Here is a 25,454-nt window from a genome sequence, read left to right on the forward strand (position 1 = left end):
TCCGTCGCACTAGATTTCGGCGCGTTCGAGCATCTCCGTCACGAGTGCCGCAATGGGTGAACGCTCCGAGCGGGTCAGCGTGACATGGCCAAAGAGCGGGTGCCCCTTGAGCGTCTCCACGACGGCAACTACTCCGTCGTGACGCCCCACCCGGAGGTTGTCGCGCTGGGCAACATCGTGGGTCAGGACAATCTTGGAGCGCTGGCCGATGCGGCTCATGACGGTCAGCAACACATTTTTCTCCAGTGACTGCGCCTCATCCACAATGACAAAGGAATCATGCAGGGAGCGTCCACGAATGTGCGTCAACGGCAGCACCTCGAGCAGTCCGCGTTCCATGATCTCGTCCATCAAGGTATCCGAGACCACCGAGCCAAGGGTGTCGAACACGGCCTGTGCCCACGGGTTCATCTTCTCGCTCTCGGAGCCCGGCAGGTAGCCCAACTCCTGGCCACCCACCGCGTACAGCGGACGGAACACCACGACCTTGCGGTGTTCGTTGCGCTCCAACACGGCCTCCAAGCCGGCGCAGAGCGCCAGGGCACTCTTGCCGGTGCCGGCCCTGCCGCCGAGGGACACGATCCCCACCTCGGGATCGGAGAGCAGATCCAGTGCGAGTCGCTGTTCGGCCGAGCGACCGTGCAGCCCAAAGACCTCCCTGTCGCCGCGGACCAAACGAACCTGCTGATCAACGCCCACCCGGCCCAGGGCCGAGCCGCGATTGCTCGTGATGACCAGAGAGGTATTGACGGGCAGGACCGAAGCGTCCGGGATGGGAACGGGCTCGTGGTTGTAGAGCGCCGCCATCTCATCTTCGGTGGCAGCAACCTCCTCGACACCTGTCCAGCCGGAATCCTGCACCAGCTCGTTGCGGTATTCCTCGGCAGCCAACCCTAGGGCGGAGGCCTTGACACGCATCGGCACATCTTTGGACACCACCGTCACGGCGTGGCCCTCATTGGCGAGATTCTTGGCCACCGCCAGAATGCGCGAATCATTATCCATGCCGCGCATGCCCGCCGGAAGTACCTCAAGCGAGACGTGATTGAGCTCCACACGGAACGTCCCGCCGTCGTTCCCTAGGGGAACCGGAGAGGCCAGGCTGCCATGCTGGGCCCGCAAATCATCGAGCAACCGCAGGGCGACGCGGGCGAAGTAGCCAAGTTCGGGATCGTGCCGCTTGCCCTCCAGCTCGGAGACGACCACGATCGGGAGCACGACGTGGTGCTCGGCGAAGCGGGTGATGGCGCGGGGATCCGACAGTAAAACAGAGGTGTCAATGACATAACTGCGCAGGATTGCTCCCGTGTTCGTGGGGTGCGCCTGCTGCTCAAGGTTAACGGTTTCAACCACGTCTGCTCCAGCCCTCCGGACCATCACACGCGTCCGGATTCCAATCGGTACGTCGGGCGGAGTTGCCCTCCGTTATGCCCAAAACTACGCCTGCGAGGCGGGCTTTGGGGCACTATTTGGGGGCGTGTTGAGTGACGTTGCTATGAACTTTTGGTGACGGAGGCGTTACCTGACGCACGGATCCGCGGGCCGGCGGCGGCTAGGCGCCGAAGCGGCGGCTGCGTCCGGCGTAATCGCGCAGGGCACGCAGGAAATCGATCCGGCGGAAGGCAGGCCAGAGGGCTTCGCAGAAGTAAAACTCGCTGTAGGCGCTCTGCCACATCAAGAAGCCCGAGAGGCGTTGTTCGCCGGAGGTGCGGATGACGAGATCCGGATCCGGCTGGCCGCGGGTGTAGAGGAACTTGGAGATGTCATCCACCGTGAGCGTGTCGGCTACCTCGAGCATGGTGCGACCGGCGGCGTCGGCATCGTGCAGGAGCTCGCTGACGGCGTCGACAATTTCGCGCCTGCCTCCGTAGCCGATGGCCATGTTGACGTGGATGCGTTCCTTGGCCGGCACCCGGGCCGTCAGGGACGAGAGCCGTGCTGCGAGGTAATCCGGGAGCAGTTCGGGGGCGCCCATGGCGTGGACGCTGATGTCGGCGTCGGCGTCGAGCAGGTCAAGGGTGTTGGCGATGATGCCCATGAGCTCGTCGAGTTCTTCGGCGGAGCGGCTCATGTTGTCGGTGGAGAGCATGTACAAGGTGACGACCTTGATGCCCAAGTCCTGGCACCAGCCAAGGAATTCAAGGATCTTATCGGCGCCGGCCTGGTGACCCTGGCTAGTGGGAGCGTTGAACTGCTTGGCCCACCGGCGGTTGCCATCGACCATGACGCCGATATGACGGGGCACGCTGTTGGCATCGAGGGCCCGGGCTAGGCGACGCTCATAGAAGTTGTACAACAACTTAGGCATCCGCAAGGACGCAGTGGACAACCGCATTATGAGGGCACCGAACCTTTACGAATAATGGCCCTGCGGCCGTACGAATCTTGCTAGCTCTAGATTACCCGCTGCCTGCCTCGCTTCTCACCAAGGGCCGAGTTACCGCCCAGTAACTTACAGGATGGCTGCGTTATGCTTTTCCCATGACCAGCCTCCCGGAATTAGAACTTAAGCCCACCTGGCGGGGCTGGCTACATGCAGGAACCGCACCCCTGGTGCTCATTGCGGGCATCATCTTGATCACTTTGGCGCCCACCGCGGGCGCCAAGATCAGCTGCGCCATCTACATCGTGACGGGCGTGCTGCTTTTTGGCACAAGTGCGCTATACCATCGCGGCACGTGGTCCCCCACCGCCAAGGCAACGCTCAAGCGGCTCGACCACAGCAACATCATGCTGGTCATCGCCGGCTCCTACACGCCCTTGTCGTACCTTCTCTTGCCGCGCCCCACCGCCACGCTCTTGCTGTGGATGATCTGGATCGGGGCGGTGGCGGGCGTATTTTTCCGAGTCTTCTGGGTTGGCGCGCCCCGGTGGCTGTACGTCCCCATTTACGTCTTACTAGGAACCACAGCGTTATTCTTCCTGCCCCAATTCTGGGCGGCCGGCATCGCCGAAACCCTGCTGATCTGCATCGGAGGGGCGTTGTACATCGCTGGCGCCGTGATTTACGGGATCAAGAAACCCAACTTCAGCCACGCCCACTTTGGCTTTCATGAACTCTTCCACGCCCTGACCGTGGCGGCCTTTGCCTGCCACTTCGCCGCTGTGGTGCTCGCCGTCGGCGGCGCCATCCAGGGCTAGAAACGGATGGCGTCGATGACCTTGACCCGAATCGCCACGAGCGCCGGAATGGCTCCCGCCAAGGCACCCACCACAACTGCCGCCCCCAGACCCAACAACGCAGCCTCGATAGGGAACGCCGGATAAGCGTCCAGGCCCGGAGCCACCTTGGACTCTACGAACGGGTTCTTCACGATCGCCACGGCCAGCATGACGCCCAGGGCGCCGGCCACGGTGGTGCCCACGACGGATTCCATCATGACGCCGGTGAAGATCCGTCCCGAGGTGGCACCAAAACTACGCCGGATACCAATCTCCCGGACACGGTAACGCACCGTCACCATGGAAATATTGAGCAATCCCACGGCACCGAGCAGCAGGATCAGCGCCGCAATGCCGGAGACCATAATCTGCACCATCCCGAAGGGGTCACCATAGGCCGCATAGTCGCTGCGGTACACGCCCACATACGAGCCGGGCAGTTGCTGCGTCAGATCCGCCGTCAGGACGGCAACGAGTTCCTCGGCCATGCCGGTCGGCACCCAAATTCGCAGTTCCTGCCCCATCCCCTGGTAGCTCCCGCCGATGCCCACACTGGCCGCAGCCTGCGTGAGCATGAAGGCCTGAGGCCCGGCTTCCGGATAAGCATTGGGCATGACGCCGATCATGACGGCCGTCGCCGGGTTGGTCCCTAGAACACTGATCTGGGGCTCGGTGACCAGATTGGGCCGTCCGGCGGCTTGATAAAACGCTTCGTTTACGACGACGGCGGGAGCCAGCCGCTCGGCGTCGTCGGCGGCAAACCACGAACCTTGGGAGACGGCAACGCGGTGGATCGTGCCGTAGGGCGGGTCAACGACCTGAAGTTCCACAGGTTGCACGCCGGCGGGAAATTGGAAGCGGGCCTGCGCATGGGAGAGCCGGCTCGCGTGGGTGAAGGAGTAGCGTTCAATCGTGGCGTCCAGGATCTGCGTTGTCCGCGTCTCATCGACCGCGTCGACACCGGGCTGGCCCGGCTGAATGCTGACCGTCAAGGTCGCCTCGCGGCCACCATTGCGCTCGGAATCTAAGCGAATTCCCTCACGGGCCAGGTTGCCAACACCCACCACCGTGGTCAACACAGCGACAGACAGGGTGACGCCGATCAGGGCCAGCAGCACCCGGGTCTTGTGGATGCGCAGTTCGCTCCAAGCCTCAACCATGGCGGAAATGAGCGCGGTCATGCACCCACCGCCACAAGTGCCGCGGACGTGGCGACGGTGTCGGTTGGCGAGAGAACACCGGCGTCAAGGCGGTACCGGGTGCGGGCCCGGGCGGCGACATTGAGATCGTGCGTGATGGTGACCAGTGCCGCACCGGACTCGGTAGCGATGGTGTCCAGCAGGTCCATGACCGCCTGACCCGTTTCGACATCGAGGGCGCCCGTGGGTTCGTCGGCGAGGATGAGCCGGGGCCGGCGGACCAGGGCCCGGGCGATCGCCACGCGCTGCTGCTCGCCGCCCGAGAGCATGTGCGGCTGCGTGCCAGCACGTGCGCCGAGGCCCACGCGTTCGAGCATTTCCATGCCGATAGCATTGCGGCCCCAGAATTCCTTGCGGCTGCCATACATCAACGGCGTCACCACATTTTCCAGGGCGGTGCGTCCCGGCAACAGGTTGAACTGCTGGAAGATAAAGCCGATGCTGGCCCCGCGCACCTTGGCACGGGTGTTGTTGCGGAGCTTGCCGACAGGTGTTCCGTCAAAGATCATCGTCCCGCTCGTGGGCACATCCAGGAGACCCAGAATGTTCAAGAGTGTGGACTTGCCACACCCCGAGCGGCCCACGATGGCGGTGTGGTCGCCGATCCGCACCTGCAGGTCCACGCCACGGAGGATGTGAAGTTCCTGGTCATCGGGCAGCAGCACGGTTCGGGTGACGTCCCGCAGATCAACGAAGGCCTCCTCAGCAGCTCCCGAGGCGTTCAGAGCACCGTCGACGGAGTCGCCGCTCTCGGTGAGGAACGCGCCGTCGAGCAGGTCTTGGTCTGGCTCCTGAAAAATATTACTCACCCTCAGCCGCCCATCATGGGGTAGCCGGGCATCTGCCCGTTAGGGACGGCCGCGTCGCTGCCGGGCACAAATTCGAGCACCTGCTCGCCTTCCTTCAGGCCCGAGGCGATTTCCACCTGGTTTCCGTCGTTGAGGCCCAGCACGACCTCGCGCTCCACGGGCTCCCCGCCTTCGGCCGACTGAATCCAGACGATGCCATTCTTCACGCTGCCCTTGACGGCCGTCAGTGGCAGGGCCAGGACATCCTTGGCCTCGCCCGCCGTAAGGGTGATGCCCGCTCCCAGCCCGGGGAAGACCTCGACCTCGGCGGGAATGGAGCAGCTGACCTGGCCGCTGCTGGCCTCGGCAGGAACGGCGCCCATCATGTTGGCGTTGGCCTGATCCGCATCGTTGCCGCCAGCATTCTCGGCCGGTGCGTTACTCAGCTGCACATTTTGGCAGCTGAAAGGCGCCGGACCATTCGTGATGGTGCCCGTGGCGACCGACGGACGGCCCATGAGTCGAAATTGCTGTGCCGTGGTGAGAGCCCCCGTGATGGAGAAGGTCCCGGGCACAACGCTTCCGGTGGTCTCCCCCACGCTGGTTTCCTGATCCAGCAGCACCGTCAAGGTCTCCAGGGTTCCGGCCGTGGGAGCCAGCACGTCCGTGTAGGAATACACGGGGCCGGGCGCCGGCTGCGAGGATTCCTCGGAGTCCTTCTCGTCGCTGACCACGGCGACAGGATCGGGCGTCACCTCGCTACGAATTTGGTAGAGTCGCTCGCCTTCCAGGACCGTGGCGCCCTTGGTGACGAAGAAGAACACCACTTTCCCGGCGGCCGTAGAGCGCACGGGCACCCCAGCATCGCTCTGCACCGTGCCCGTGAGCTCGACGGTATTGGTCACCGTGCCGCGCGCAACGTCTATGACGGGAGCCTGAATCTGCGCACTGGGGAACAGCTGTTCGCTCTCATCCTTAAGCCCGTCGATGAAGGCAATCTTGACGAGCGCCACCGCAATAACGCTGAAAATCAGCAGCCACACGATGGGAAAAACAACACGGCGCAACACACGCATTCTTCGGTCCTTCCGGAAATCTCCCCACAGATCCCCGAGCGGAGACATGTTGGCAACAATCTACCCGGTGCCCTAAGAACGGCGTGCGAGTGTTACTTGTGTCGCTCGAAAGACTGTCCTAAAGGACCAGTGTCAGCTCAAAAGCTTCCGCAGCGCATCCGGGGTCGTGACGGGATAGGCGCACACCATCTTTCGACACACATAGGCCCGGGCCGAGGTCTCATCCCCGTCGCGCAGCGCCGTCCGTCCCGTCAAAAGAGGCACGACGGCGGATCCCTCGCCATCCCCGGTGGCCACGACGAGTCCCGGCGATGGGCTCAGCCAGGCTTCTCGCAGGAGCGCCGAACGGGCGCTTCCTTCCGGCCCCACCACGGCGAGCTCCAGGGGCCCGGCCAGGAGCGACTCGGCAACAGCCAGCAATCCTCCGGCAGCCCGGGGCGCGCGCCGCACCAAGGCCGGCAGCCCGGAGAGGAGGTTCTCGGCGATGGCCCGATGCCGTTGGGAGCCGGTATAGGCAGCCCATGAGGCAAGCGCATCCGCCAGCAGTGCCACCCCGCTCGCCGTAGCGTTGTCAAAGGGGTCGGCAAACCGTGATCCCTGCAAGGGTCCGGTGCCCTCGTCATGGGCGCCGTGGCTAAACACCACTCCGTCAGCAATGAATTCTTCCTCGAGCGCTTGCAGAAGCTGCCCGGCGAATTCAAAGTGGCGGCTCTGGCCGGTTGCGGCGTAGAGCCGGAGAAAGCCCTTGGCACTGGCAGCATAGTCCTCCAGTAATCCCTTGATGCCGCGTGCCGTGCCTGCGTGCGAGACCCGGAATAACACTCCGTCCCACTGCACGTGACGCAGATACTCGCCCAGGTCCACGGCGGCCGCCAGCCAGCTGGGTTCCTCCAGCACCATGGCCGCATCCGTGAGGGCGCCGAGCAGCATGGCGTTCCAGGACGCGACTACCTTCTCGTCCCGGGCGGGCATGACGCGGCGGGATCGTTGTGTTAGCAGTGCAGGCTTGAGCGCACGCCATGCGTGCTGTTGCTCGGCAGAAAGTTCTTGTCCAGGGTTGAGCGGGGCCGGCTGTGTACCCAGGCCCATGGCAGCCGCCACCTCGTGCGCCATGGATTCGGCCACGTCACCTGCGCGAGCCGCGGCGAGGAGCTCGGCCTCGGTCCACTGGTAGCTGGCACCCTCATGGTGCACGCCGTCAATGACGGTGTCGGCATCCAGCGAGGAGGCAAACGCCCCGCCCGGCAGCCGCAGCTCTCGCAGGAGCCACGACACCACGGCGGCCACGGCGTCACGGGCCTCCGTCAAACTCAAGGGAGCGATGGCGCTCGTGGAGGTTCCGACGTCGTACTTCTCGGGATCCGGGGCACGACCTGCCAGCCGGATCCACTGCACGAGCGCCTGCAGCAGCCCGGCATTGTCGTAGAGCATTTTCTCGTAGTGCGGCTCGGACCAATCGGCGCTCACGCTGTAGCGGGCAAAGCCGCCGCCGAGCTGGTCGAAGAGCGCCGAACGCACCATGGCACCCAGCGTCCGCCCGGCCACGCCCCGTGCAAGCTCCGCCGTCGGGGCACCGCTGGCCGCATGCCGGAGCAGAAAGTCCAGTGTGGGTGTTGGCGGGAACTTCGGGGCGTTCCCGAAACCGCCGTGCTGCAGGTCCTCGGCCGCGGCTAGGGCGGCGACGGCCTGCGCGGGGGCCCCGGCCCACTCGGGAGCTTCCGCGATCTCAAGCTCGACGCCGGACTCGGGCACGGCGCGCAGCTGCCAGATAGGTTGGGCGAGCGCCTGCGCCAGCTCAGAGGCGGTGCGCTCGACCTGCTCGCGTCGCTCCTGCCAGGCTTCTTGCACCGCATGCAGAACCTGGGTGAAGGAGGGGCGCCCCGATACCGGCGACGGCGGGAAGTAGGTCCCGGCGTGAAAGGCCCGGCCATCCGGAGTCAGGAAGACGCTCATGGGCCAGCCGCCCTCGCCGCTGAGTGCCTGGGTTGCGGCCATATAGGCGTCGTCAACGTCGGGGCGTTCCTCGCGGTCCACCTTGATGGAGACAAAGTGGCTGTTCAGATAGGCGCCGATGGCGGGGTCTTGGAAGGACTCCCCCGCCATGACATGGCACCAATGGCAGGCGGCATAGCCCACCGACAGGAAAATGGGGACGTCGCGGGCCACAGCCTCGGCAAAGGCAGCATCGTCAAAGGGCTGCCACGCCACGGGGTTGTGCGCATGCTGGCGGAGATACGCGCTTGGTTCGTCCGCCAGCCGGTTCATCGTGGGGCTTACTTCTTCTCGGAGACGGCAGGGGTGTCCTGCCCGGGCTCCCCCGCGGAAACGGGAGTTCCGCCGGAAACTGAGGGGTCGTCGTCGTCCGAACGAATCGGGATACCCATATGTTCGGCGGCGGGGCCGTGCGAACCAGCCGCGCGACCCTCCTCAACCTGCTGGCGGTACCGCACGCGGCGCACGCGCTTGACCATGTCGCGGATCAGGAAGAACATGATCGCCACGATGCCGAAGGTGACGACAAAACCCAGTAGGCCTGGGGTGACATCAGACTCGGTCAGCCCCTCACGCAGGCCAGGCTGCGTGGGGATTGCGGGATCGGTGGCGGCAAGCAAAATAAAGTTGAGCACAATTCGTCTTTCGTTACATCCCCGGCATGGCAGGCGCCATCAGGAAAACGTCCATTGTCTATCGTAAGCCAGCAAACAGGTCGTTCTCTGGGAGCGAGGTGGGAACGCGGGATTCGATCAGGGAATAGTCCTCCCACGGCCACACCTTGCGCTGCATCTCCGGGCTCACCGCGAAGAAGAATCCATCCGGATCAACCTGGGTTGCGTGCGCGCGCAGAGCAGCATCACGGCTCTCAAAGTAGTCGCCGCAATCGATCTGGGTTGTGGTGGGGTGCGGACTGACGGGAGGCGTGTGGCCCTCCGTGTCGTTCTCGAGCCAGGCGGCGAGGCGCTGGGCGTAGGGCGAAGCCAGGCCAGCATCCTCCAGCGCAAAGTGCAGGGCCCGGAAGCGCTGTGGGTTGAACGCAAGGTCGTAGTACAGTTTGGACGGCTCCCAGGCGTCGCCCGTTCCCGGGTACTTCTCGGCATCTCCGGCGGTATGGAACGCTTCCACGGCAATCTTGTGGGCCATGATGTGATCCGGGTGCGGGTAGCCACCGTTTTCGTCATAGGAGACGATGACATGGGGCCGGAAGCGGCGCACCAGGCGCACGAGCGGTGCCGCGGCAACCTCAAGCGGTTTCAAGGCAAAACTGTTCACGGGCAGATCGGGCAGCGGGTCGCCCTCGGGCAGGCCTGAGTCGGTAAAGCCCAGCCACTGCTGCTGGATACCGAGGATCTTTGCCGCGCGCGCCATTTCCAGACGACGGGCACCACCCATATCGCGCGCCGAATGCGGATCGCCCACCAGGGCCGGGTTTTGAATGTCACCACGCTCACCGCCGGTGCACGTCGCCACCATGACCTCGACGCCGGCAGCAACATAGGAGGCCATCATGGCCGCACCCTTGCTCGCCTCGTCGTCGGGATGCGCATGGACCGCCAAAAGACGCAGCGGGGCAGCTGATGGGTGATCGGTGACGTTCCGCTCATTGCTGTTCACGTGGGGCTTCTTTCAATTCTGATGGAACCTGGCTACTAAAAACCTCGGGGCAAAGCGGGTACCGAATGAGCGCTAAACTTGTCGTAAGTCCAACGCCTTGTCACTGAGGCGGCCAGACCGTGGCAACCCCACGGAACAGACACAAGTGGATCCCGTGACAAACTCTGATTCTTCAGCACCTACCAGCCTAACCAATCGATACGGCGCACCCAAGCGAGCCGTGTCTAAAAAGACCCAAAAGATTCTCTTGATCGTGGCCGCAGTATTGTCACTTTCATGGATTCTATGGGCTGTTGTTGGCGGAAACACTGGTGTATCCCAGAAAATTGTCAGCTACAACGTGGTTGATGACACATTCACCACAGTGGATCTGACCGTGAGCAAAGACCCCAAGGCAACTGCTGCCTGCGAGATCACGGCCTTGGATCAGTCCTACGCGGTGGTTGGCTGGAAGGTCATCACCGTGGGACCCAATAGCACCGAGGTCGGCTCGGAAAATGGCCGAACAACTCTGGTCCGTGGCGAGATGCGAACCGTAGCTGGCGCGGTCACCGGCCTGGTGGAAGACTGCTGGATCGTAGACCCGGCGTAACACCGGACACAGCGATTCTTGGGTTTATCCGCCTTATTGACTAAACTGGGATCTATTACCATCTGCCCCGCTAGGTGAGACATTGAGTTTCGGCGCGTGGTTTATGTAGCTTTTCGCTTACATACTCCCGCACTGTCAGTGGAGAACCTGCTGCGGGGCCTTTGCATTTGCACATTCAAGGAGAACTTCGTGGCTAGTACCAACAGCGCGCCCCCGTCTGCATGGCTGACTCAGGAAGCATACAACCGTCTGCAGGCTGAGCTCACCCAGATGTCCGGCCAGGGCCGGGCCGAGATCGTCGCTAAGATCGAGCAGGCTCGCCAAGAGGGCGACTTGAAGGAAAACGGCGGCTACCACGCTGCCAAGGACGAGCAGGGCAAGATCGAGGCTCGCATCCGCCAGCTCAGCGAAATGCTGCGTTACGCCCGCGTTGGCGAGGCACCTGCCGATGACGGCATTGTCGAGCAGGGCATGGTTGTCGTGGCGACGATCGCCGGCGACGAGACCACCTTCCTCCTGGGCAGCCGCGAGGTTGGCGCCGGCGATCTGGAAGTTTACAGCGAGCGTTCCGCCTTGGGCGAGGCCATCATGGGCTCCAAGGTGGGCGACAAGCTCAGCTACCAGGCCCCCAACGGCCGAACGATCGAGGTCGTCATCATCTCGGCCAAGCCGTACGTTGGCTAGTCTGACGCCTTAGCGCAGCCGGAAGGCCGGGTTTCCCTCAGGGAGACCCGGCCTTTCTCTTTGCCAATTACGTTTAGTGGTCCCGAGAACGACGGCGGATCCTGGCTACCACCACAGCGGCACCGAGCAGGATTAACAGTCCTCCAACGAGCAGAATTGGTGTTGCTCCCGTGGCTCCTGTCGCTGCCAGCGCCCGCGTGGTTCCGCTCGTGGGGACTGTGGATGGCCTGGTGGCGGCAGTTGTCTGGGTCTGCGTGGCCGGAGTTGTTGAGGTGGCCGTAGGACTCGAAGTAGTCGAAGGACTCGGGCTCGCGGAGGGCGTGACTCCGGGAACGGTTCCGGGGACGGTGACGCTGACCGCCGCGCCCCGCACCACGATTCCTGCGAAACTGGTCTGGACGGGTGTCAGCGTGTGCGCACCTGGGGACAGCGCAGCGCCCACGACGGCGCAGCCAAAGATCCCCATCTCGTTGGCTACGGTTGAACAAATCGTGGTGCCGTGCTCGTCGACGATGGCTACGTCGGAACGCGCGCCCGCGGTTCCTTCGATGACCGGAAATTCAGCGACCACACCCCCCTGTGCCGGCCGCAGAATCGTGGGAGAGACCTCTACCGCAAAGGTGATCATTTTCCCCGCCACCGACCCCACACCATTAGCCGACACAGATGGAAATACTTCCAGACTACCCACCATGAGCGGCCTATCCATGAGGCAACTGAACGTGCCGTCCGCTTCTGCCTTGGTCGTGCACATCGGCAGGCCGCTGCGGCCTTGAACAATGCTGATGTCGGCGCCAGGATGTCCCGTACCGGAGAAGACCGGACGATCGCCGGTGATGGAGCCATCAGCCGGGCTCGTGATGACCGGCGCGGCGATGACCGTCCAGTTCATGGCCTCCCGCGTGACGACCCCACCGTCGGCGCCTGTCATCGACGGGCTCAGTGCCACAGCTCCGTGCGGAAGGGGGCGCTCCGGCATGCAGTTGAAATTTCCCCATTCGTCACCCGTCGTGGTGCACACGGCTCGCCCATCCGCGGCCAGCATCTGAACCTGCACACCCGGCAAGGCCGTCCCGGAGAAGGACTGGCTACTCGAGATCAGTGCACCTGCCTCCGGCCACGTGACTGCCGGGTAATACACCGTATAAATCCGCACGGTGTTACCGACTGTTGAGCCGTTGGCCGAGGTCGTGGTCACCGTCAATGTTGGGTATCCGGCGGGAAGGAGCTGCGTGCCTGAACAGGAAAAGTAGCCCACGTCCGAGACAACCCCGGAGCACACCTCGAAACCGCTGCTATCTGTGATCACGGCGGTGCTGTTCGGTTCACCGGTGCCATCAATAATCGGGATATCGTGGATGGTCGTACTGTCCATGGGATTTGTAATGACAGGGACCTGATCGGAGATTGCGGCGATTTCACCGACGGGCTCGGCGTTGGCCGGCAGGGCCGATAGCCCGAGCAAGCACAATAGCACCGCAGCGGTTCCACCGACGCTACGCCTCAGGCGCCCCTCACGAATCACAAAAATGCTCATGACGGTGTCCCCCAAAGTTTGTATGACCAGTCCAGGATTCCGAGTGGAATGAAGAAGAGTATCCACGAAAGCTCAAGAAAAGGAAACACTACTTCGGAATTGGGGATTCCGAAGCGTTGCGGGCGCTTCCGGAGAGGCCGGAGCCGCCGCCGGGGCTCAGTCCGTCAATCGATTAAGCAGCTCCTGCGGGTGTGGACAGTGCCGCCCAATCTATTAAGCAGCTCCCGCGGGTGCGAGAGCTGAACACCCACCGAAGCTGCTTAAAAGAATTCCGGACCAACCCAACACCCGCAGGAGCTGCTTAAAAGAATCCAGAAGCCGGCTAGCGGAGATCCGGAGCGGTGCTTAGTGCACCACGATGGGCTGGAAACCCTCGGAACGCAGTGCCGTCAGGACCTGTTCGCAGTGTTCGTGGCCCTTGGTCTCCAAGTTGACGGTGATGGAGACATCGCCCATGGAAATCGAGCCGCCCACGCGGGTGTGATCGAGTCCGGTGACGTTGGCGTCGCTCTCGGCGATGATGCGCGAGATCGTGGCCAGCGAACCGGGGCGATCGTTGAGCATCATGCGCACGGTCATGAAACGGCCGGCCGCGGCGAGACCACGCTGGATGACCTTGAGCATGAGCATGGGGTCGATGTTGCCGCCCGAGAGGATGACCGCGGTGGTCCCCGGGTTTTCAATCTTGCCCTCCATAAGCGCCGCAACGCCCACTGCACCGGCGGGCTCAACGACCATCTTGGAGCGTTCCAGCAGGAAGATCAGCGCGCGGGCCAGCGAGTCTTCACTGACCGTCACCACATCGTCCACCAGCTCACGGATGATCGAGAATGGCAGCTGCCCGGGACGGCCCACAGCAATGCCGTCGGCCATGGTGGAGACCTTCTTCAGCGGCACCAGCGCATCGGCAGCCAGGGACGGAGGGTAAGCTGCGGCGTTTTCCGCCTGCACACCGATGACCCGGATCTCGCGGCCCAGCTCCTTGGCGCGCGCCTTGACGGCCACGGCCACACCGGCCAGCAAGCCACCGCCGCCAACGCCCATGATGATCGTGTCAACGTTAGGGATCTGCTCGAGGATCTCCAGGCCGATGGTGCCCTGACCCGCCACTACATCCACATTGTCGAAGGGGTGCACAAAGACGGCGCCGCTCTCGTTGGCGTAGCGCTCAGCCTCGGCGAGCGACTCGTCAACGTTGAAACCGTGCAGTACCACCTCGGCACCATGTCCGCGCGTGGCAGCCAGCTTCGGCAGGGCCACACCAACGGGCATGTAGATCCGCGCCTTGATTCCCAGAGCCTTCGCGGCCACGGCCACGCCCTGCGCGTGGTTACCGGCCGACGCCGCGACCACACCGCGGGCGCGTTCTTCCGCACTGAGTCGCGCCATGCGCACGTATGCGCCACGCACCTTGAAGGAGCCCGCGCGCTGGAGGTTCTCGCACTTGAAGAACACCTCAGAGCCGGTCATGCGCCCCAGCGCGCGCGAACTCTCGATCGGCGTGAGCGCAATAATCTCCTGCAGCAGCTCCCGAGCCTGTTCAACATCTGCAAGGGTGACGGGGAGATCGCTGATTGCGTTCACGATACTTTTATCTCTTTCTCTACGGAACTGGAGTGGAGCAATAAAACTTGGTGGTGGGCCGGTCAGGCCGCGCCCGGATGTCGCCTCAGGAGTGCGTCGGCTTTTCAAGTACGACGCCGGACCCGGCCGCTTCTGCAGCGCTGGCTTCGGCAGCACCAGGGTCGGTGACGGGGGCGCCGTCGGGAATCACCTGGGGTAGGCCATAAATATCTGGCAGATCGGGATCATGCTCCCAGCCGCGGGAGGCGATGTAACGGATGAAGGAATTGGCCACGGCCAACAGCGGAACAGCGAAGAGCGCACCAAGGATGCCAGCCACACCTGACCCGGCGGCCACGGCGAGGATCACGGCAACGGGATGCAAGGATACGGCCCGGCCCATGATGAAGGGCTGCAGCAGGTGACTCTCCAGCTGCTGGACGAGCAAGACGATACCGAGCATGATCAGCGCATTGACCCAGCCATTGGCAACGAGCGCCAGCAGCACAGCCACGGCACCTGTCACGAGGGCACCCACAACAGGGATGAATGAGCCAACGAAGACGAGGACGCTCAGGGGCAGCGCCAGCGGCACCTGAATAATCGCCGCACCGGCTCCAATACCTACCGCATCGACGGCGGCTACGAGAACCTGAACGCGGGCGTAATTTCCCAAGGAGGTCCAGCCACGACGTCCGGCCCCATCGACGGCAGGGCGGGCCTGACGTGGGAAGAACTTCACTAAGAAGGCCCAAATATCTTGGCCTTCCAGCAGGAAGAACAGCAGGATGAAAAGAGTCAGGAGCAGACCCACGGCGAAGTGGCTCACGCTGGTGCCCACACCCAGGGCACTAGAGAGTATGGCGTTGGTGTTGTTTTGGAGGGAGACGAGGGCTTCGTCGAGGAACTTACTAATCTCGTCGTTGCTCAGGCCAATGGGACCGCTCGTGAGCCAGTCTTGAATCTGAATCAAACCGGTAATGGCTTGCTGGCTCAGATCCGAGAAGCCAACAATCAATTGGCGCCCCACGAGGAACAAGGCACCGATCACGGCGAGGACAAGTCCGCCTTCGGCAATTGCCACACTGAGGCCCTGCGGCACACCAACTTTTTTCATCCACCGGACCAAAGGTCGCAGCAAAGAGGCAATGATGGCGGCCAGCATGATCGGGATGAGCAGGATCGTAATCTTACTCAACAACCAGATCAACATGGCTGAGACAACCAAGATTATGGCCACTCGCCAGGCCCAAGCGCCGGCAATGCGAACCCCACTGGGAACCCCGGTCGCCGCGTTCTGCGGATAGCTCTGTGATTCATGCTGTGCAGGCGTCATGGATCAATAATTCCCCATCGCCCGCCGATACGCTAAATGACGTCCAAACTTCCGTGTCGCGTCGGCGATATCAGAGGCTCGATTCGATGCCCCAGGACATGGTGAAGGACTCCCCAGCCGCGAGCCAGCGCAAGCCATCGCCGGTGTTAAAGGCATTGGCGGGTCCTGTCATCGGCTCCATGGCAACGGCCAAGGAGCGGCCGGGGAACGCCTGCGTGATGTAAACGTGCACATACTGCACGCTTCCGTCATGCCACAAACTCACGCTACGCCCGTCCGGAGCCGAAAGCGTGTGCCGGGCCACGCCGTCGTCCGTTATGAGATCTGTGAAGGCATGGTCCATGAGGGACTCCGGCAGCGCCTTACCCTCGCGCAGATCGAAGATCCCGGAGACGGGAACGGTGCCCGTGGGGATCATGCGGGCGTCAGCGGTCAGGTAGCGCTCGGCGTTGAGCTGGATCCGCAGCTCCTCCGCGGGCGTGGTACCCAGCGTGAAGTAAGGATGCGCACCCAGGACGAAGGGCGCGGTGCGGGTGGAGTCGTTGATGAGCGTCTGAGCCACGCGGAGATCGCCGTTCTCGATCAGTTCGTACCGCACCTGATGCCGGGCCAGAAAGGGGTACCCGTGCTGCGGATGGATCACGGCCTCGAGGAGGACATGGGTGGGCGCGATCTCGAGGGCGTGATAACCCGTGTTGCGCAGGAGGCCATGGATGGCGTTCTGGAACGGGACCTCGGTGATGTCCAGCTGCTGCGGGGTACCATCGAGCTGCCACAGGCCGCCGTCGATGCGGTTGGCGAACGGGGCCAAGGTGATGCCAGCGGCTCCGGGAGCGATCGAATCGAGCGGGTAACTCTCCACGAGCTCCACGCCGCCCTTGTCATAGTGACGCAGGCCGGCCGCCAAGGAGGCAATAATGGCGGTGGCTCCCCCATTGCGCAAGGTGTACTGGGTGCCCGTGGCGGCGGGGAAATCGGCGGCGTCAGCTGAAGAAGTCATGGCAAGAACACTACCGTCATATTTGAGCGGAAATGGTTGTTACTCGACATTATTACTGACATCAAGGCGAAGATAATGTAACATTTTGTTTGAAACTGTTCAGTTATTCTTTGTTCTTAGCTCGTCATCACGTCCATAGGAGTCCCACCATGCTGGCACCGGAACGTCAGGCGCGCATCCTGAAGGAATTGCAGCTCCATGAGGCGGTGCGCGTCACCGAAATCGCCGCGGCCCTGAACGTCAGCGAGATGACGATTCGTCGAGATATTGAGGCGCTCGATCACAATGGACTGGCCCGCAAGATTCACGGTGGCGCCATGCGCTTGGCCCGGCTCAGCTCGCTGGAACCAGGTTTCTTACTCAATGTCGATAAGCAATTGGACGGCAAGTTGGCCATCGCAGAGGCTGCCCTGGCGCTGATCCATCCAGGCATGACGCTGGCTCTCACCGGCGGTACCACGACCTATCAGCTCGCCGTACGTCTGGCCGAGCATCTGGATCGTCTGCCGCATTTGAGTGTTGTCACGAACTCACTCAAGGTGGCCGAGCTGCTTTACCGCCAGCAGGGCAGTTCCGATCTGAAGGTCATTGTGACCGGCGGCGAGCGCACCCCTTCCGAGGCGCTCGTGGGCCCCGTGGCACGCCTGGCCTTGAGCCATCTCAACACCGATCTTTGTTTCATGGGCGTTCACGGCCTGGACTCCAGCCGTGGCCTGACGAGCCCCAACTCTCTCGAGGCGGAGACCAATGCGGCCTTCATCGAGGCCACCTCCCGTCTGGTCATTCTGGCCGACAGCTCTAAATTCCAGCTCCGCTCCTTGGCCGCGATTGCACCGTTGAACGCCGTCGACACCATCATCACCGACGCGTCACTCAGCCCGGCCACGGCCGAACTGTTCTCCTCCAAGGTCACCAACTTCATTACGGCCCCGGCCGCCACCTCAATCAGGAAGAGCTCATGACTGCCGCCACCTCCACACTTTTGGCCGATGGGCGTGAGCTCATTTATTTCGACGACGGCGACACCGCCAAGGCGCACACCGCTGCCGACACCCGTCCCCTAGAGCCGCGCTCCGAGGACAACACGGGCGAGCTACGCTTCGATGCCCTGACCGGTGACTGGGTGGCCATCGCCGCACACCGCCAGAGCCGCACCTATCTACCCCCGGCCGATCAGTGCCCCTTATGCCCCACAACAGGGGTCAACCTTTCCGAAATCCCGGACTCCTCCTATGACGTGGCCGTCTTTGAAAACCGCTTCCCCTCCCTTGGCCCCGCCGTGGGTCCCATTCCGGAGCATCCCGCCTGGGGCACGCAGGGACGTGCTTTTGGCCGCTGTGAGGTTGTGGCCTTCACTCCGGACCACACCGGCTCCTTTGCGGGACTCTCCACCGAGCGCGCCCGCACCGTCATCGATGCCTGGGCGCACCGCACCGAGGCTCTGAGCGCCCTGGCGGGCGTCAAGCAGGTGTTCCCCTTTGAGAACCGCGGCCAGGACATCGGCGTGACGCTGCACCACCCGCACGGTCAGATCTACGCGTACTCCTATATTCCACCGCGCAGCCAGGTCATGGCCGCGGTGGCACTGGACTTTTACCAGAAGAACAACGGCGCCACCCTCCTGGGCGATATTGTGGCGCAGGAATCCGAGTCGGGCGAACGCATGATCGCCCAGGGCGAGCACTTCAGCGCCTATGTTCCGTTTGCGGCCCACATGCCGCTGGAAATCCATCTCACCCCGCACCGCCATGTCCCAGACTTTGCCGCGTTGACCGGCGCCGAGCGCGACGAGTTGGCCGTCATGTACCTAGATCTGCTGCGCAAACTCGACAACATTTATGACACCCCCACGCCGTACATCGCGGCCTGGCACCAGGCCCCCTTGGATTCGCTCTTGCGTCCCGCGAGCCGCTTCCATCTTCAGCTGACCTCGCCGCGCCGAGCCGCCGACAAGCTCAAGTTTCTGGCCGGCTCCGAGGCCGCAATGGGCGCCTTCATCAACGACACCACCCCGGAGCAGACTGCCGCCATGTTGCGCAGCGTCTCCATGACTGTGAAAGCAGGACAGGCATGAGCGCGTCCATCGATGCGAGCCAGGTAGCCCTGGCATTTGAAGAACACTTTGGCGCCACGCCCGACGGCGTCTGGTCCGCCCCGGGCCGCGTGAACCTCATTGGTGAACACACCGACTACAACGAGGGTTTCGTGCTCCCCTTCGCGATTGACCGGGCGGCCGCCGTGGCCATCCGGCAACGTGATGACATGACGGCCCGGCTGGTCTCCAGCTTTGGCGACTCGGAGGTCGTCACGGTGGATCTGTCCACCCTGTCCCGGGACACCATGTCCGGCTGGACGGCCTACCCCTTGGGTGTTGTGTGGGTCTTGGATCAGATGGGTGTCGCCATCGGCGGTTTTGATCTCTTCCTGCATTCCACGGTCCCCTCCGGCGCAGGTCTGTCATCCTCGGCGGCTATTGAATGCGCCGTGGCCACGGCCTTCAACGAACTTGCCGCGGCGGGCCTAAGTCAGAACGAACTCGTCCTCGTGGGCCAACGCGCCGAGAACGAGGTGGTGGGTGCTCCCACCGGCATTCTGGACCAGTCGGCGTCGTTGTTGGCCAGCGATGGCCATGCCGTCTTCCTGGATTGCCGCACGCAAGAATCCCAGCTGGTTCCCCTCGACCTTGCCGCCGCTGGCTTGTTGATCCTGGTCGTGGACACCAAGGTCACGCACGCCCATGCCACGGGTGGTTATGCGGCCCGCCGCGCCTCCTGCGAGCTGGGCGCCGAGGTGCTCGGCGTGAAGTCGCTACGCGATGTATCCACCGCCGATCTTCCCGAGGCGTCCGGCCTGCTCGACGAAGAGACCTTCCGCCGCGTGCGCCACATTGTGACCGAGAACCAGCGCGTCCTGGACACCGTGCAGCTTTTGGCCGACGCCGGACCCGTCGCCATCGGCGATCTCCTCACAGCCAGCCATGTCTCCATGCGGGACGACTTTGAGATCTCCTGCCCCGAGCTGGACCTCGCCGTTGACACGGCCCTGGCCCAGGGCGCCGTGGGCGCGCGCATGACCGGCGGCGGCTTTGGCGGCTCGGCCATCGCGCTGATCTCCGTCAAGTCCGAGGCGGCCGTCAGCGCGGCGATTCTCAACGCCTTCGCCACGGCAGGCTTCACGGCACCGGATATCTTCGCCGTCTCACCGGCTCCGGGAGCCCGCAAGATCAGCTAGCGCGGCCAACCAAGCCGGCTTTCGCGCTTTTCGCCACAGCCCCCCATGAATGCCACAGCTCCACCTATGGCATTAATGGGGGGCTGTGGCATTTTTCGTGGGTCTCACCTTTTCGGGATGCCAGCGGCCCGGAGTATGCGTTCGAAACCGACAAGATCCTTCATTTCCGCCCACGTCCATCGGAAGACGCCTACGTTGTGAGCCCGGATCTGGTCCTCACGGTTCTTCTCGTCGATAATTCTGTCCACGGTGTGCTTCCCTCCAGCCCAGTCTTGCCGCAGGTACTTGGCCCGCCCATCAAATTCTCCGACTTTACGTTGATCCTTAAACCAGAAGTCGACCAGCGCCTTGTGCCCGTCCCGGAGCTCGAACTCGTGCTGCAGCTCCGGGGCGATGAAGCCGAGCTGTGCCATCCTGACCCTGCTGAACGACTCCCCCGCAGACCCGGAAAGACCCGAGGCGAAGTCAATCACGGCGACCGCCCTGTTCCGAGCGGCCTTCTTCGGGAGGGACTCGGCAGCGGCAAGTAACTCTGACTTCAACAAAACCGGACCTTGCGGTACATCAGGATTCCAGACGGGGTCATGCTCCACTGCGTGACTCGCTCCGGGAGTGAAAATATTGCCGGGCCGCGGGTACCGGAGCAGATGCAGGCTGGAATCGCAGACGGCAACGGCCTGCTCAAACTTCAACCGAGTGATCAGGTGGAGGGTAGTTGTAAGCTTGTCCGTCAAGAGCAGCGGGCCGCAAGCCACAATGTTGTCCCCTGGCTTCTCAAGATGTCGGGCCACATCGCCGTGACTGCGCCCGCTGTTCCCCTCCGAGGTCAGGACGTGAAGTTTCTGAGGCGTCCCCATGATCCACAATCCCCACAGCATCGCGGCTGATTCCAAGCAAAAGACTGGCTGGCGTCTGGCCGTCAGTTGAAACGCAGCAGCACGCAGCCCATATTGCGATGGCTCATCCAGTGCATGCCACTCGGCGGATTCTGCATAAACGCCACGTCGGACACGGGTGTAGCGCCCATCCCTGGAGAGCCTCGCGAGAATCCGGGAATCTTGGCCGGCGAGCGATACATCGGAAGGCAGAATTAGCCGTGGCGTACTCATAGATCCAAGGGTTCCAGAGTAGAGCCCGACATGTAAGAGCGTACTGCCAGCCTGTGGATAACCTCGCCGAGTCGGCGTTAGCGCTTTTCGCCACAGCCCCCCATTAATGCAACAGGTCTACCTGTGGCATTAATGGGGGGCTGTGGCATTTTCCAGTTCATGTCCGACGGCGGACCCCTCGCCTGCCGCTGCTGGCGCCCACGGGGCAGAGTCGAGAGTGTGGCTTAGGCTCAGTGTATGAACCGAACGGACCGCTTGTACGCCCTCGTGGAGGAGCTACGTGTCATCGCCCCTCGCCCCCGCAGCGGCCGATGGCTGGCTGACCGGTTCGAGGTCAGTCTGCGCACCATCGAGCGCGACATCAACGCGCTCCAACAGGCAGGCACCCCAGTCTGGGCGGAGGCGGGCCGGACCGGAGGATACTGCCTCGACCCTTCAAGAACGCTGCCACCAATCAATTTCACCGCCCCTGAAGCTGTCGCGATGGCTATCGCACTGGAAAACATGGCCGGCTCCCCTTTTGAGCAGGCAGCACAGACCGCGCTGCGGAAATTACTCGCTGCCATGCAAGGCAGCGATGCCGCGGCCGCGCGCGAGCTAGCCTCCCGAGTACATCTACTGGGACCGGCCACGGCTCTTCCTCCGGTTCCTGCCCTCATCGCTGATGCGCTGTCTGCCCGTCGAGTGCTCCGCATCGACTATCAGGATCGGGTGGGTGCAACCACCACGCGTGAGATCGAGCCGCTCGCCTATGTGGGGACGCCGACGAATTGGTTTCTCGTGGGGTGGTGCCGCCTGCGGGAGGACATCCGGGCCTTCAGAACTGACCGCATCACCTCCAGCGTCATGACCGCAGAGACTCCGGAACCAAGAACCCTGCGCGCCGAGGACCTCACCATCCCCTACGGTGACATCCGGGCCCTGAAAACCTTCTGAGGCAGCGGATTTCTTGCTCTAAACACCGACAGGAGGTTGTCGCCGTCGGCGTGCACGATGGACAGGTGCCGAGGTGGTCTCGGCAAGAAACGGAAAGCCATGAACCTTGTATCCATCCGCATCATCACCGACAACGTCGCCACGCTGGTCAACTTTTATGAGCAGCTCACCGGCGGCACGGCCGTACACCTCAACGAACACTTCGCAGAGGTACGGACTTCCTCGGCAACGCTCGCTATTGGAAGCACTGCGACGGTAGCCCTCTTTGGGCCCGGAGCGGCACGCGCTGCCGCAAACCACTCGGCGATTCTGGAATTCCGCGTCGACGATGTCGACCGCGAATACCAGAAGCTGCAGAGCTGGGCCACACCATTCGTGAACGCACCAACCACGATGCCGTGGGGCAACCGCTCGCTGCTGCTCCGCGACCCCGATGGCAACCTCATCAACCTCTTCACCCCGGTCACGAGCGAGGCGATCGAGAAGTTCGCCCCTGTCTCTCGATGATCCAGGCTCGCTCGATGATTCCGTCCGGCTCGTAAGCGGCTCGCCGGTGCGTCAACTCCTAACGCAAGAAGGGGCCCGACAGCTTCAACCGGTGATGGTCGAAGCTGTCGAGCCCCTTGCGGGTGACGGGATTTAGCGGCCCGTCATCTTTTCGTGCAGGGCATGTGCCTGAGCAACCTGCTCAAGGATCTCTTCCGAGTCCTTGTGCTTGTCACGGAACTTCACTTCCAGGTTCTGGATGGCGTTCTCCTCGACCATGAGCTGCTGGTAGACGCGCTCACGCTCGCCAGCATCGGCCGTGTAGTCCAACTCGAGGTAGCTAGCGGAGTGGCGACGGGCGTTGTTGAGCACCGTCTGCGCCTTTCCGGACTTGCTGATGAGGGAGGCGACGATGGTGATCGCCAGAACGCCGATGATGACCGTCAGAGACAGGCCGGTGCTGATCTCGAAGACCGGAACGTGCTTGCCGCCGTTGATGAACGGCAGGTTGTTCTCGTGCAATGCGTGCAGCACGAGCTTGACACCAATGAACGCCAAGATGGCGGCCAGGCCGTACGCGAGGTAGATCAGGCGATCCAGCAGGCCATCCAAGAGGAAGTACAGCTGGCGCAGACCCATGAGCGAGAAGGCCGTCGCGGTGAAGACGATGTACACGTTCTGCGTCAGACCAAAGATGGCCGGGATGGAGTCCAGCGCGAACAGCAGATCCGTGCCGCCAATGGCGACCATGACCAACAGCATCGGGGTGAGGACCTTACGGCCATCCACAACCGTGACGAGCTTGTCTCCGTCGTACTTATCCGAGGTCTTGAAGAAGCGCTTGGCGAGCTTGATGATGAAGTTATCGGCGTCGTCGCCCTCGCCATCTTCCTCCTTGAGCAGGTTACCTGCCGTGATGAGCAAGATGATGCCGAAGATGTAGAACATCCAGGACCAGGTGTTGATCAGCGCAGCACCGGCAAAGATGAAGCCGGTACGGGCAATCAAGGCAAAGACTATACCGAAGAGCAGAACCTTTTGCTGGTCCTCGCGCGGCACCTTGAAGCTGGCCATAATGACCAGGAAGACGAAGAGGTTATCGACGCTGAGTGCTTTTTCGGTGATGTAGCCGGCGAAGTACTCGCCACCCATGGTGGCTCCGCCGAAGATCAGGACGACAACGCCGAAAACAACAGCCAGGCCCACGTAAATGGAAGACCAGATAGCCGCTTCACGCAAGGTGGGGATGTGAGCCTTGCGAATGTGGAAGAAGTAATCAAAGGCCAGAAGGCCCAGGATCACCAGGATGGTAATGCCCCAAATCAGCGGGGATACGTTCATGAGCTGCTTTCGCTAGATACCTACACGGGTCAAAATGAGTTGCGAGTTGTGTGAATAACGCCCGGTCCACAAGGGGCCGGGCGTCATTGGTTTTGAGACAAAGGTAAAGAAATTAGTCGTTCCCTCGGAGAATGGCGAGCAAACGCAGGATTTCTACGTAGAGCCATACCAGGGTCACGGTCAGGCCAAAAGCGGCCGTCCAGGAGTACTTGGTGGGGACGCCATTCTGGATGCCCTTTTCGATCGAGGTGAAGTCGACGATCAAGGAGAAGGCGGCCAGGCCGATGGCCAGCAGGCCGATGACGACACCGAAGGGGATGTTGGTGCCGGGGATGTCCATGCCGTTGACGCCCCAAGGGGTACTCGTGACATTGAAGATCATCAAGAAGAAGTTAATGAGCGAGAACAAGGCGTAACCGGCCATGGCAATGATAAAGAAACGCATCATCTTCGGGGTGGCGCGTACCTTGCCATTGCGGAACAACACCAGGGTGACGGCGAAGACGCTCAAGGTACCCAAGATGGCCTGAATCGCGATCCCCGGGTACATAGCCTCCAGCAGGCCCGAGAGCCCGCCCAGGAACATACCTTCAAAGACGGCATAGCAAAGGATGAGTGCCGGTGAGGGTTCCTTCTTGAAGGAGTTCACCAGGCCCAGCACCAAGCCAACGATCATGCCGGGGATCATCAAGATCGGGATAATCCAACCGATGGCGGCGCCGACCAGCACGAGAGCCAGCGTCATGACGGTCTTCATGATGACGTCGTCATACGTCATGCGACCCGTCTGTGACGGTCCGGCTGCGGGCTTATTGTACAGATCCTGTAGCTGCTGCGCCGAGAACTGCGTTTGAGCAGCCATGGTACTGGCCCCGCCGTTAGCGTAACCAAACTGTCCTGCCGGCTGGTCCTTGAAGTTCTTGTCTTTTGCAAAAACCGGATTACCACCAAGTGCCATGATGCTGATGCCTCCAAAATAGGGGGTAGGTGCTGTGTTAACTCTATCAACTCTGCTAGTGCATAAACGGAGAATACGTCCACTGTCTAGTATTCCCAGCGAATTACCATGCGGAGTTCATCTAATGTTCACTTTAGTGAGCGAACTGCGCCGTGTTCAAGATTGGGTACCCCCGGTCGGACTCGAACCGACACTGAACAGATTTTAAGTCTGGTGCCTCTGCCATTGGGCTACGGGGGCGTGCTGGATAAGGCCAACAACTGCCCTCCACACTACTGGATCCGGGCGCGTGGAAGAAACCGAGTGCTATAAGTGGTTGAAGGGGTCGGCATAGCGAAAGCTCCCGTGCTGCACACCATCGGATCCACCGAGCGTCAGCGCCATGAAATGTGAACCCCACGAAGGATCGGGCGAGATGATCCCCAGTGAATCGGCGGGCACGAAGCCAAAGCGCGGATAAAAGTCGGCACTGCCCAGCAGCACGATGGAGCGCTCCCCCATGCCGGCGGCCGCCGCGATACTGGCATGCATGAGCGACGAGCCGATGCCCTGCCCCTGATAGCCCGGCAGCACAGCCAGCGGCCCCAACCCCAGCGACGGTTCGGCGCCGATCCACGCCCGCGTACTAATGACGTAGCCCAGCACCTCGCCCCGCTCCGACTCGGCCAGCAGCGACAGCGCCGGCAGGTAGTCGCGTGAGGCGTACAGCTCCCGCACGAGCTTGACCTCGGCCGTGCCCGGAAAGGCCTGCCCCAGCAGCGCGAGAATGTCAGGCCGGTCCGCGGGGCGCTCAGCTCTGATGATCATGGGCACAGTCTAGCCCCAGCCCCTGAACCCTTCCCCAAGA

General features: G+C 62.5%; 24 protein-coding genes and 1 tRNA gene. 8 read left to right on the plus strand and 17 right to left on the minus strand.

All coding sequences use genetic code 11. The features are described 5' to 3' along the window. Nucleotides 1-9: 9 nt before the first annotated feature. Both phoH2 and CVS30_RS08100 read right to left on the minus strand, forming a co-directional pair. Entirely contained in the window at nt 10-1,377 is a 1,368-nt protein-coding gene (gene phoH2, locus CVS30_RS08095) for an RNA 5'-3' helicase PhoH2 (RefSeq protein ID WP_110484828.1), read from the minus strand. 175 nt (nt 1,378-1,552) lie between these two features. Beyond that, on the minus strand, nt 1,553-2,335 hold the full coding sequence (locus tag CVS30_RS08100; RefSeq protein WP_181419734.1) for an isoprenyl transferase: 783 nt from the start codon (nt 2,333-2,335) through the stop codon (nt 1,553-1,555). Between the two features lie 146 nt (nt 2,336-2,481). Between CVS30_RS08100 and trhA the strand changes: the two genes are divergently transcribed. After that, nucleotides 2,482-3,141 (plus strand): PAQR family membrane homeostasis protein TrhA, encoded by a 660-nt coding sequence (gene trhA, locus CVS30_RS08105; protein WP_110484829.1) that lies wholly within the window; start codon nt 2,482-2,484, stop codon nt 3,139-3,141. Here the strand turns inward: trhA and CVS30_RS08110 are convergent. The 6 genes from CVS30_RS08110 to mca form a co-directional block, all read right to left on the minus strand. Continuing rightward, entirely contained in the window at nt 3,138-4,343 is a 1,206-nt protein-coding gene (locus CVS30_RS08110) for an ABC transporter permease (protein WP_110484830.1), read from the minus strand. The two genes, trhA and CVS30_RS08110, sit on opposite strands and share 4 nt — an antisense overlap. Further along, on the minus strand, nt 4,340-5,086 hold the full coding sequence (locus tag CVS30_RS08115) for an ABC transporter ATP-binding protein (RefSeq protein ID WP_110484928.1): 747 nt from the start codon (nt 5,084-5,086) through the stop codon (nt 4,340-4,342). Before CVS30_RS08115 ends, CVS30_RS08110 begins: the two co-directional genes overlap by 4 nt. Before the next feature lie 86 nt (nt 5,087-5,172). Beyond that, a complete protein-coding gene (locus CVS30_RS08120; protein ID WP_110484831.1) occupies nt 5,173-6,225 on the minus strand; it encodes an efflux RND transporter periplasmic adaptor subunit in 1,053 nt (350 codons plus the stop codon). A gap of 132 nt (nt 6,226-6,357) precedes the next feature. Next, nucleotides 6,358-8,490 carry a thioredoxin domain-containing protein gene (locus CVS30_RS08125; protein ID WP_110484832.1) on the minus strand — a complete coding sequence of 711 codons (2,133 nt, stop codon included), beginning with the start codon at nt 8,488-8,490 and terminating at the stop codon, nt 6,358-6,360. A gap of 8 nt (nt 8,491-8,498) precedes the next feature. Beyond that, entirely contained in the window at nt 8,499-8,852 is a 354-nt protein-coding gene (locus CVS30_RS08130) for a hypothetical protein (RefSeq protein ID WP_181419735.1), read from the minus strand. Between the two features lie 58 nt (nt 8,853-8,910). Further along, nucleotides 8,911-9,834 (minus strand): mycothiol conjugate amidase Mca, encoded by a 924-nt coding sequence (mca, locus tag CVS30_RS08135; protein ID WP_110484833.1) that lies wholly within the window; start codon nt 9,832-9,834, stop codon nt 8,911-8,913. 220 nt (nt 9,835-10,054) lie between these two features. On the opposite strand from mca, the gene CVS30_RS08140 reads away from it, so the two are divergent. Both CVS30_RS08140 and greA read left to right on the plus strand, forming a co-directional pair. Then, the gene (locus tag CVS30_RS08140) at nt 10,055-10,426 is read left to right on the plus strand and encodes a DUF4307 domain-containing protein (RefSeq protein WP_181419736.1); all 372 of its coding nucleotides are present in this window, start codon (nt 10,055-10,057) and stop codon (nt 10,424-10,426) included. A 189-nt stretch (nt 10,427-10,615) separates the two neighbouring features. Further along, nucleotides 10,616-11,110, plus strand: a complete 495-nt coding sequence (greA, locus tag CVS30_RS08145; RefSeq protein WP_110484835.1) for a transcription elongation factor GreA — start codon at nt 10,616-10,618, stop codon at nt 11,108-11,110. A gap of 73 nt (nt 11,111-11,183) precedes the next feature. On the opposite strand, the gene CVS30_RS08150 is transcribed toward greA, so the two are convergent. The 4 genes from CVS30_RS08150 to CVS30_RS08165 form a co-directional block, all read right to left on the minus strand. Further along, nucleotides 11,184-12,647: an LPXTG cell wall anchor domain-containing protein gene (locus CVS30_RS08150; protein WP_110484836.1), complete on the minus strand. Its 1,464-nt coding sequence runs from the start codon at nt 12,645-12,647 to the stop codon at nt 11,184-11,186. Between the two features lie 345 nt (nt 12,648-12,992). After that, nucleotides 12,993-14,231 (minus strand): threonine ammonia-lyase, encoded by a 1,239-nt coding sequence (gene ilvA / locus CVS30_RS08155; protein ID WP_110484837.1) that lies wholly within the window; start codon nt 14,229-14,231, stop codon nt 12,993-12,995. Between the two features lie 85 nt (nt 14,232-14,316). Further along, nucleotides 14,317-15,546: an AI-2E family transporter gene (locus CVS30_RS08160; protein ID WP_110484838.1), complete on the minus strand. Its 1,230-nt coding sequence runs from the start codon at nt 15,544-15,546 to the stop codon at nt 14,317-14,319. 70 nt (nt 15,547-15,616) lie between these two features. Continuing rightward, nucleotides 15,617-16,546, minus strand: a complete 930-nt coding sequence (locus CVS30_RS08165) for an aldose 1-epimerase family protein (protein WP_110484839.1) — start codon at nt 16,544-16,546, stop codon at nt 15,617-15,619. 149 nt (nt 16,547-16,695) lie between these two features. On the opposite strand from CVS30_RS08165, the gene CVS30_RS08170 reads away from it, so the two are divergent. Genes CVS30_RS08170 through galK form a run of 3 tightly spaced genes read left to right on the plus strand, consistent with a single transcriptional unit; the run spans nt 16,696 to nt 19,777 of the window. Beyond that, a complete protein-coding gene (locus CVS30_RS08170; protein WP_110484840.1) occupies nt 16,696-17,508 on the plus strand; it encodes a DeoR/GlpR family DNA-binding transcription regulator in 813 nt (270 codons plus the stop codon). Further along, nucleotides 17,505-18,620: a galactose-1-phosphate uridylyltransferase gene (gene galT / locus CVS30_RS08175; RefSeq protein ID WP_110484841.1), complete on the plus strand. Its 1,116-nt coding sequence runs from the start codon at nt 17,505-17,507 to the stop codon at nt 18,618-18,620. The genes CVS30_RS08170 and galT overlap by 4 nt, the downstream gene beginning before the upstream one ends. Next, entirely contained in the window at nt 18,617-19,777 is a 1,161-nt protein-coding gene (gene galK, locus CVS30_RS08180; RefSeq protein WP_110484842.1) for a galactokinase, read from the plus strand. The genes galT and galK overlap by 4 nt, the downstream gene beginning before the upstream one ends. A 104-nt stretch (nt 19,778-19,881) precedes the next feature. Here the strand turns inward: galK and CVS30_RS08185 are convergent, their stop codons facing one another. Further along, nucleotides 19,882-20,886 carry a type IV toxin-antitoxin system AbiEi family antitoxin domain-containing protein gene (locus tag CVS30_RS08185; RefSeq protein ID WP_146233373.1) on the minus strand — a complete coding sequence of 335 codons (1,005 nt, stop codon included), beginning with the start codon at nt 20,884-20,886 and terminating at the stop codon, nt 19,882-19,884. Between the two features lie 237 nt (nt 20,887-21,123). Here CVS30_RS08185 and CVS30_RS08190 point away from each other — a divergent pair, with 237 nt between their 5' ends. Together CVS30_RS08190 and CVS30_RS08195 are read left to right on the plus strand one after the other, a co-directional pair. Then, entirely contained in the window at nt 21,124-21,822 is a 699-nt protein-coding gene (locus CVS30_RS08190) for a helix-turn-helix transcriptional regulator (protein ID WP_110484844.1), read from the plus strand. Nucleotides 21,823-21,921: 99 nt separating this feature from the next. Beyond that, complete coding sequence (locus tag CVS30_RS08195) at nt 21,922-22,329, plus strand: VOC family protein (protein WP_110484845.1); 408 nt, start codon at nt 21,922-21,924, stop codon at nt 22,327-22,329. Between the two features lie 132 nt (nt 22,330-22,461). Here CVS30_RS08195 and CVS30_RS08200 read toward each other — a convergent pair whose 3' ends face one another. The 4 genes from CVS30_RS08200 to CVS30_RS08215 all read right to left on the minus strand — a co-directional run bounded on the left by CVS30_RS08200 (nt 22,462) and on the right by CVS30_RS08215 (nt 25,414). Continuing rightward, complete coding sequence (locus tag CVS30_RS08200) at nt 22,462-23,649, minus strand: TerC family protein (protein WP_110484846.1); 1,188 nt, start codon at nt 23,647-23,649, stop codon at nt 22,462-22,464. A 112-nt stretch (nt 23,650-23,761) separates the two neighbouring features. Continuing rightward, nucleotides 23,762-24,607, minus strand: a complete 846-nt coding sequence (locus CVS30_RS08205) for a Bax inhibitor-1/YccA family protein (protein WP_110484847.1) — start codon at nt 24,605-24,607, stop codon at nt 23,762-23,764. A 167-nt stretch (nt 24,608-24,774) separates the two neighbouring features. Further along, nucleotides 24,775-24,847 (minus strand) — tRNA-Leu (locus tag CVS30_RS08210). A gap of 66 nt (nt 24,848-24,913) precedes the next feature. Then, nucleotides 24,914-25,414: a GNAT family N-acetyltransferase gene (locus CVS30_RS08215; protein ID WP_110484848.1), complete on the minus strand. Its 501-nt coding sequence runs from the start codon at nt 25,412-25,414 to the stop codon at nt 24,914-24,916. Nucleotides 25,415-25,454: the final 40 nt, after the last annotated feature.

The sequence above is a fragment of the Arthrobacter psychrolactophilus genome, assembly GCF_003219795.1.
In the GTDB taxonomy this organism is placed as follows: Bacteria; Actinomycetota; Actinomycetes; order Actinomycetales; family Micrococcaceae; genus Specibacter; species Specibacter psychrolactophilus.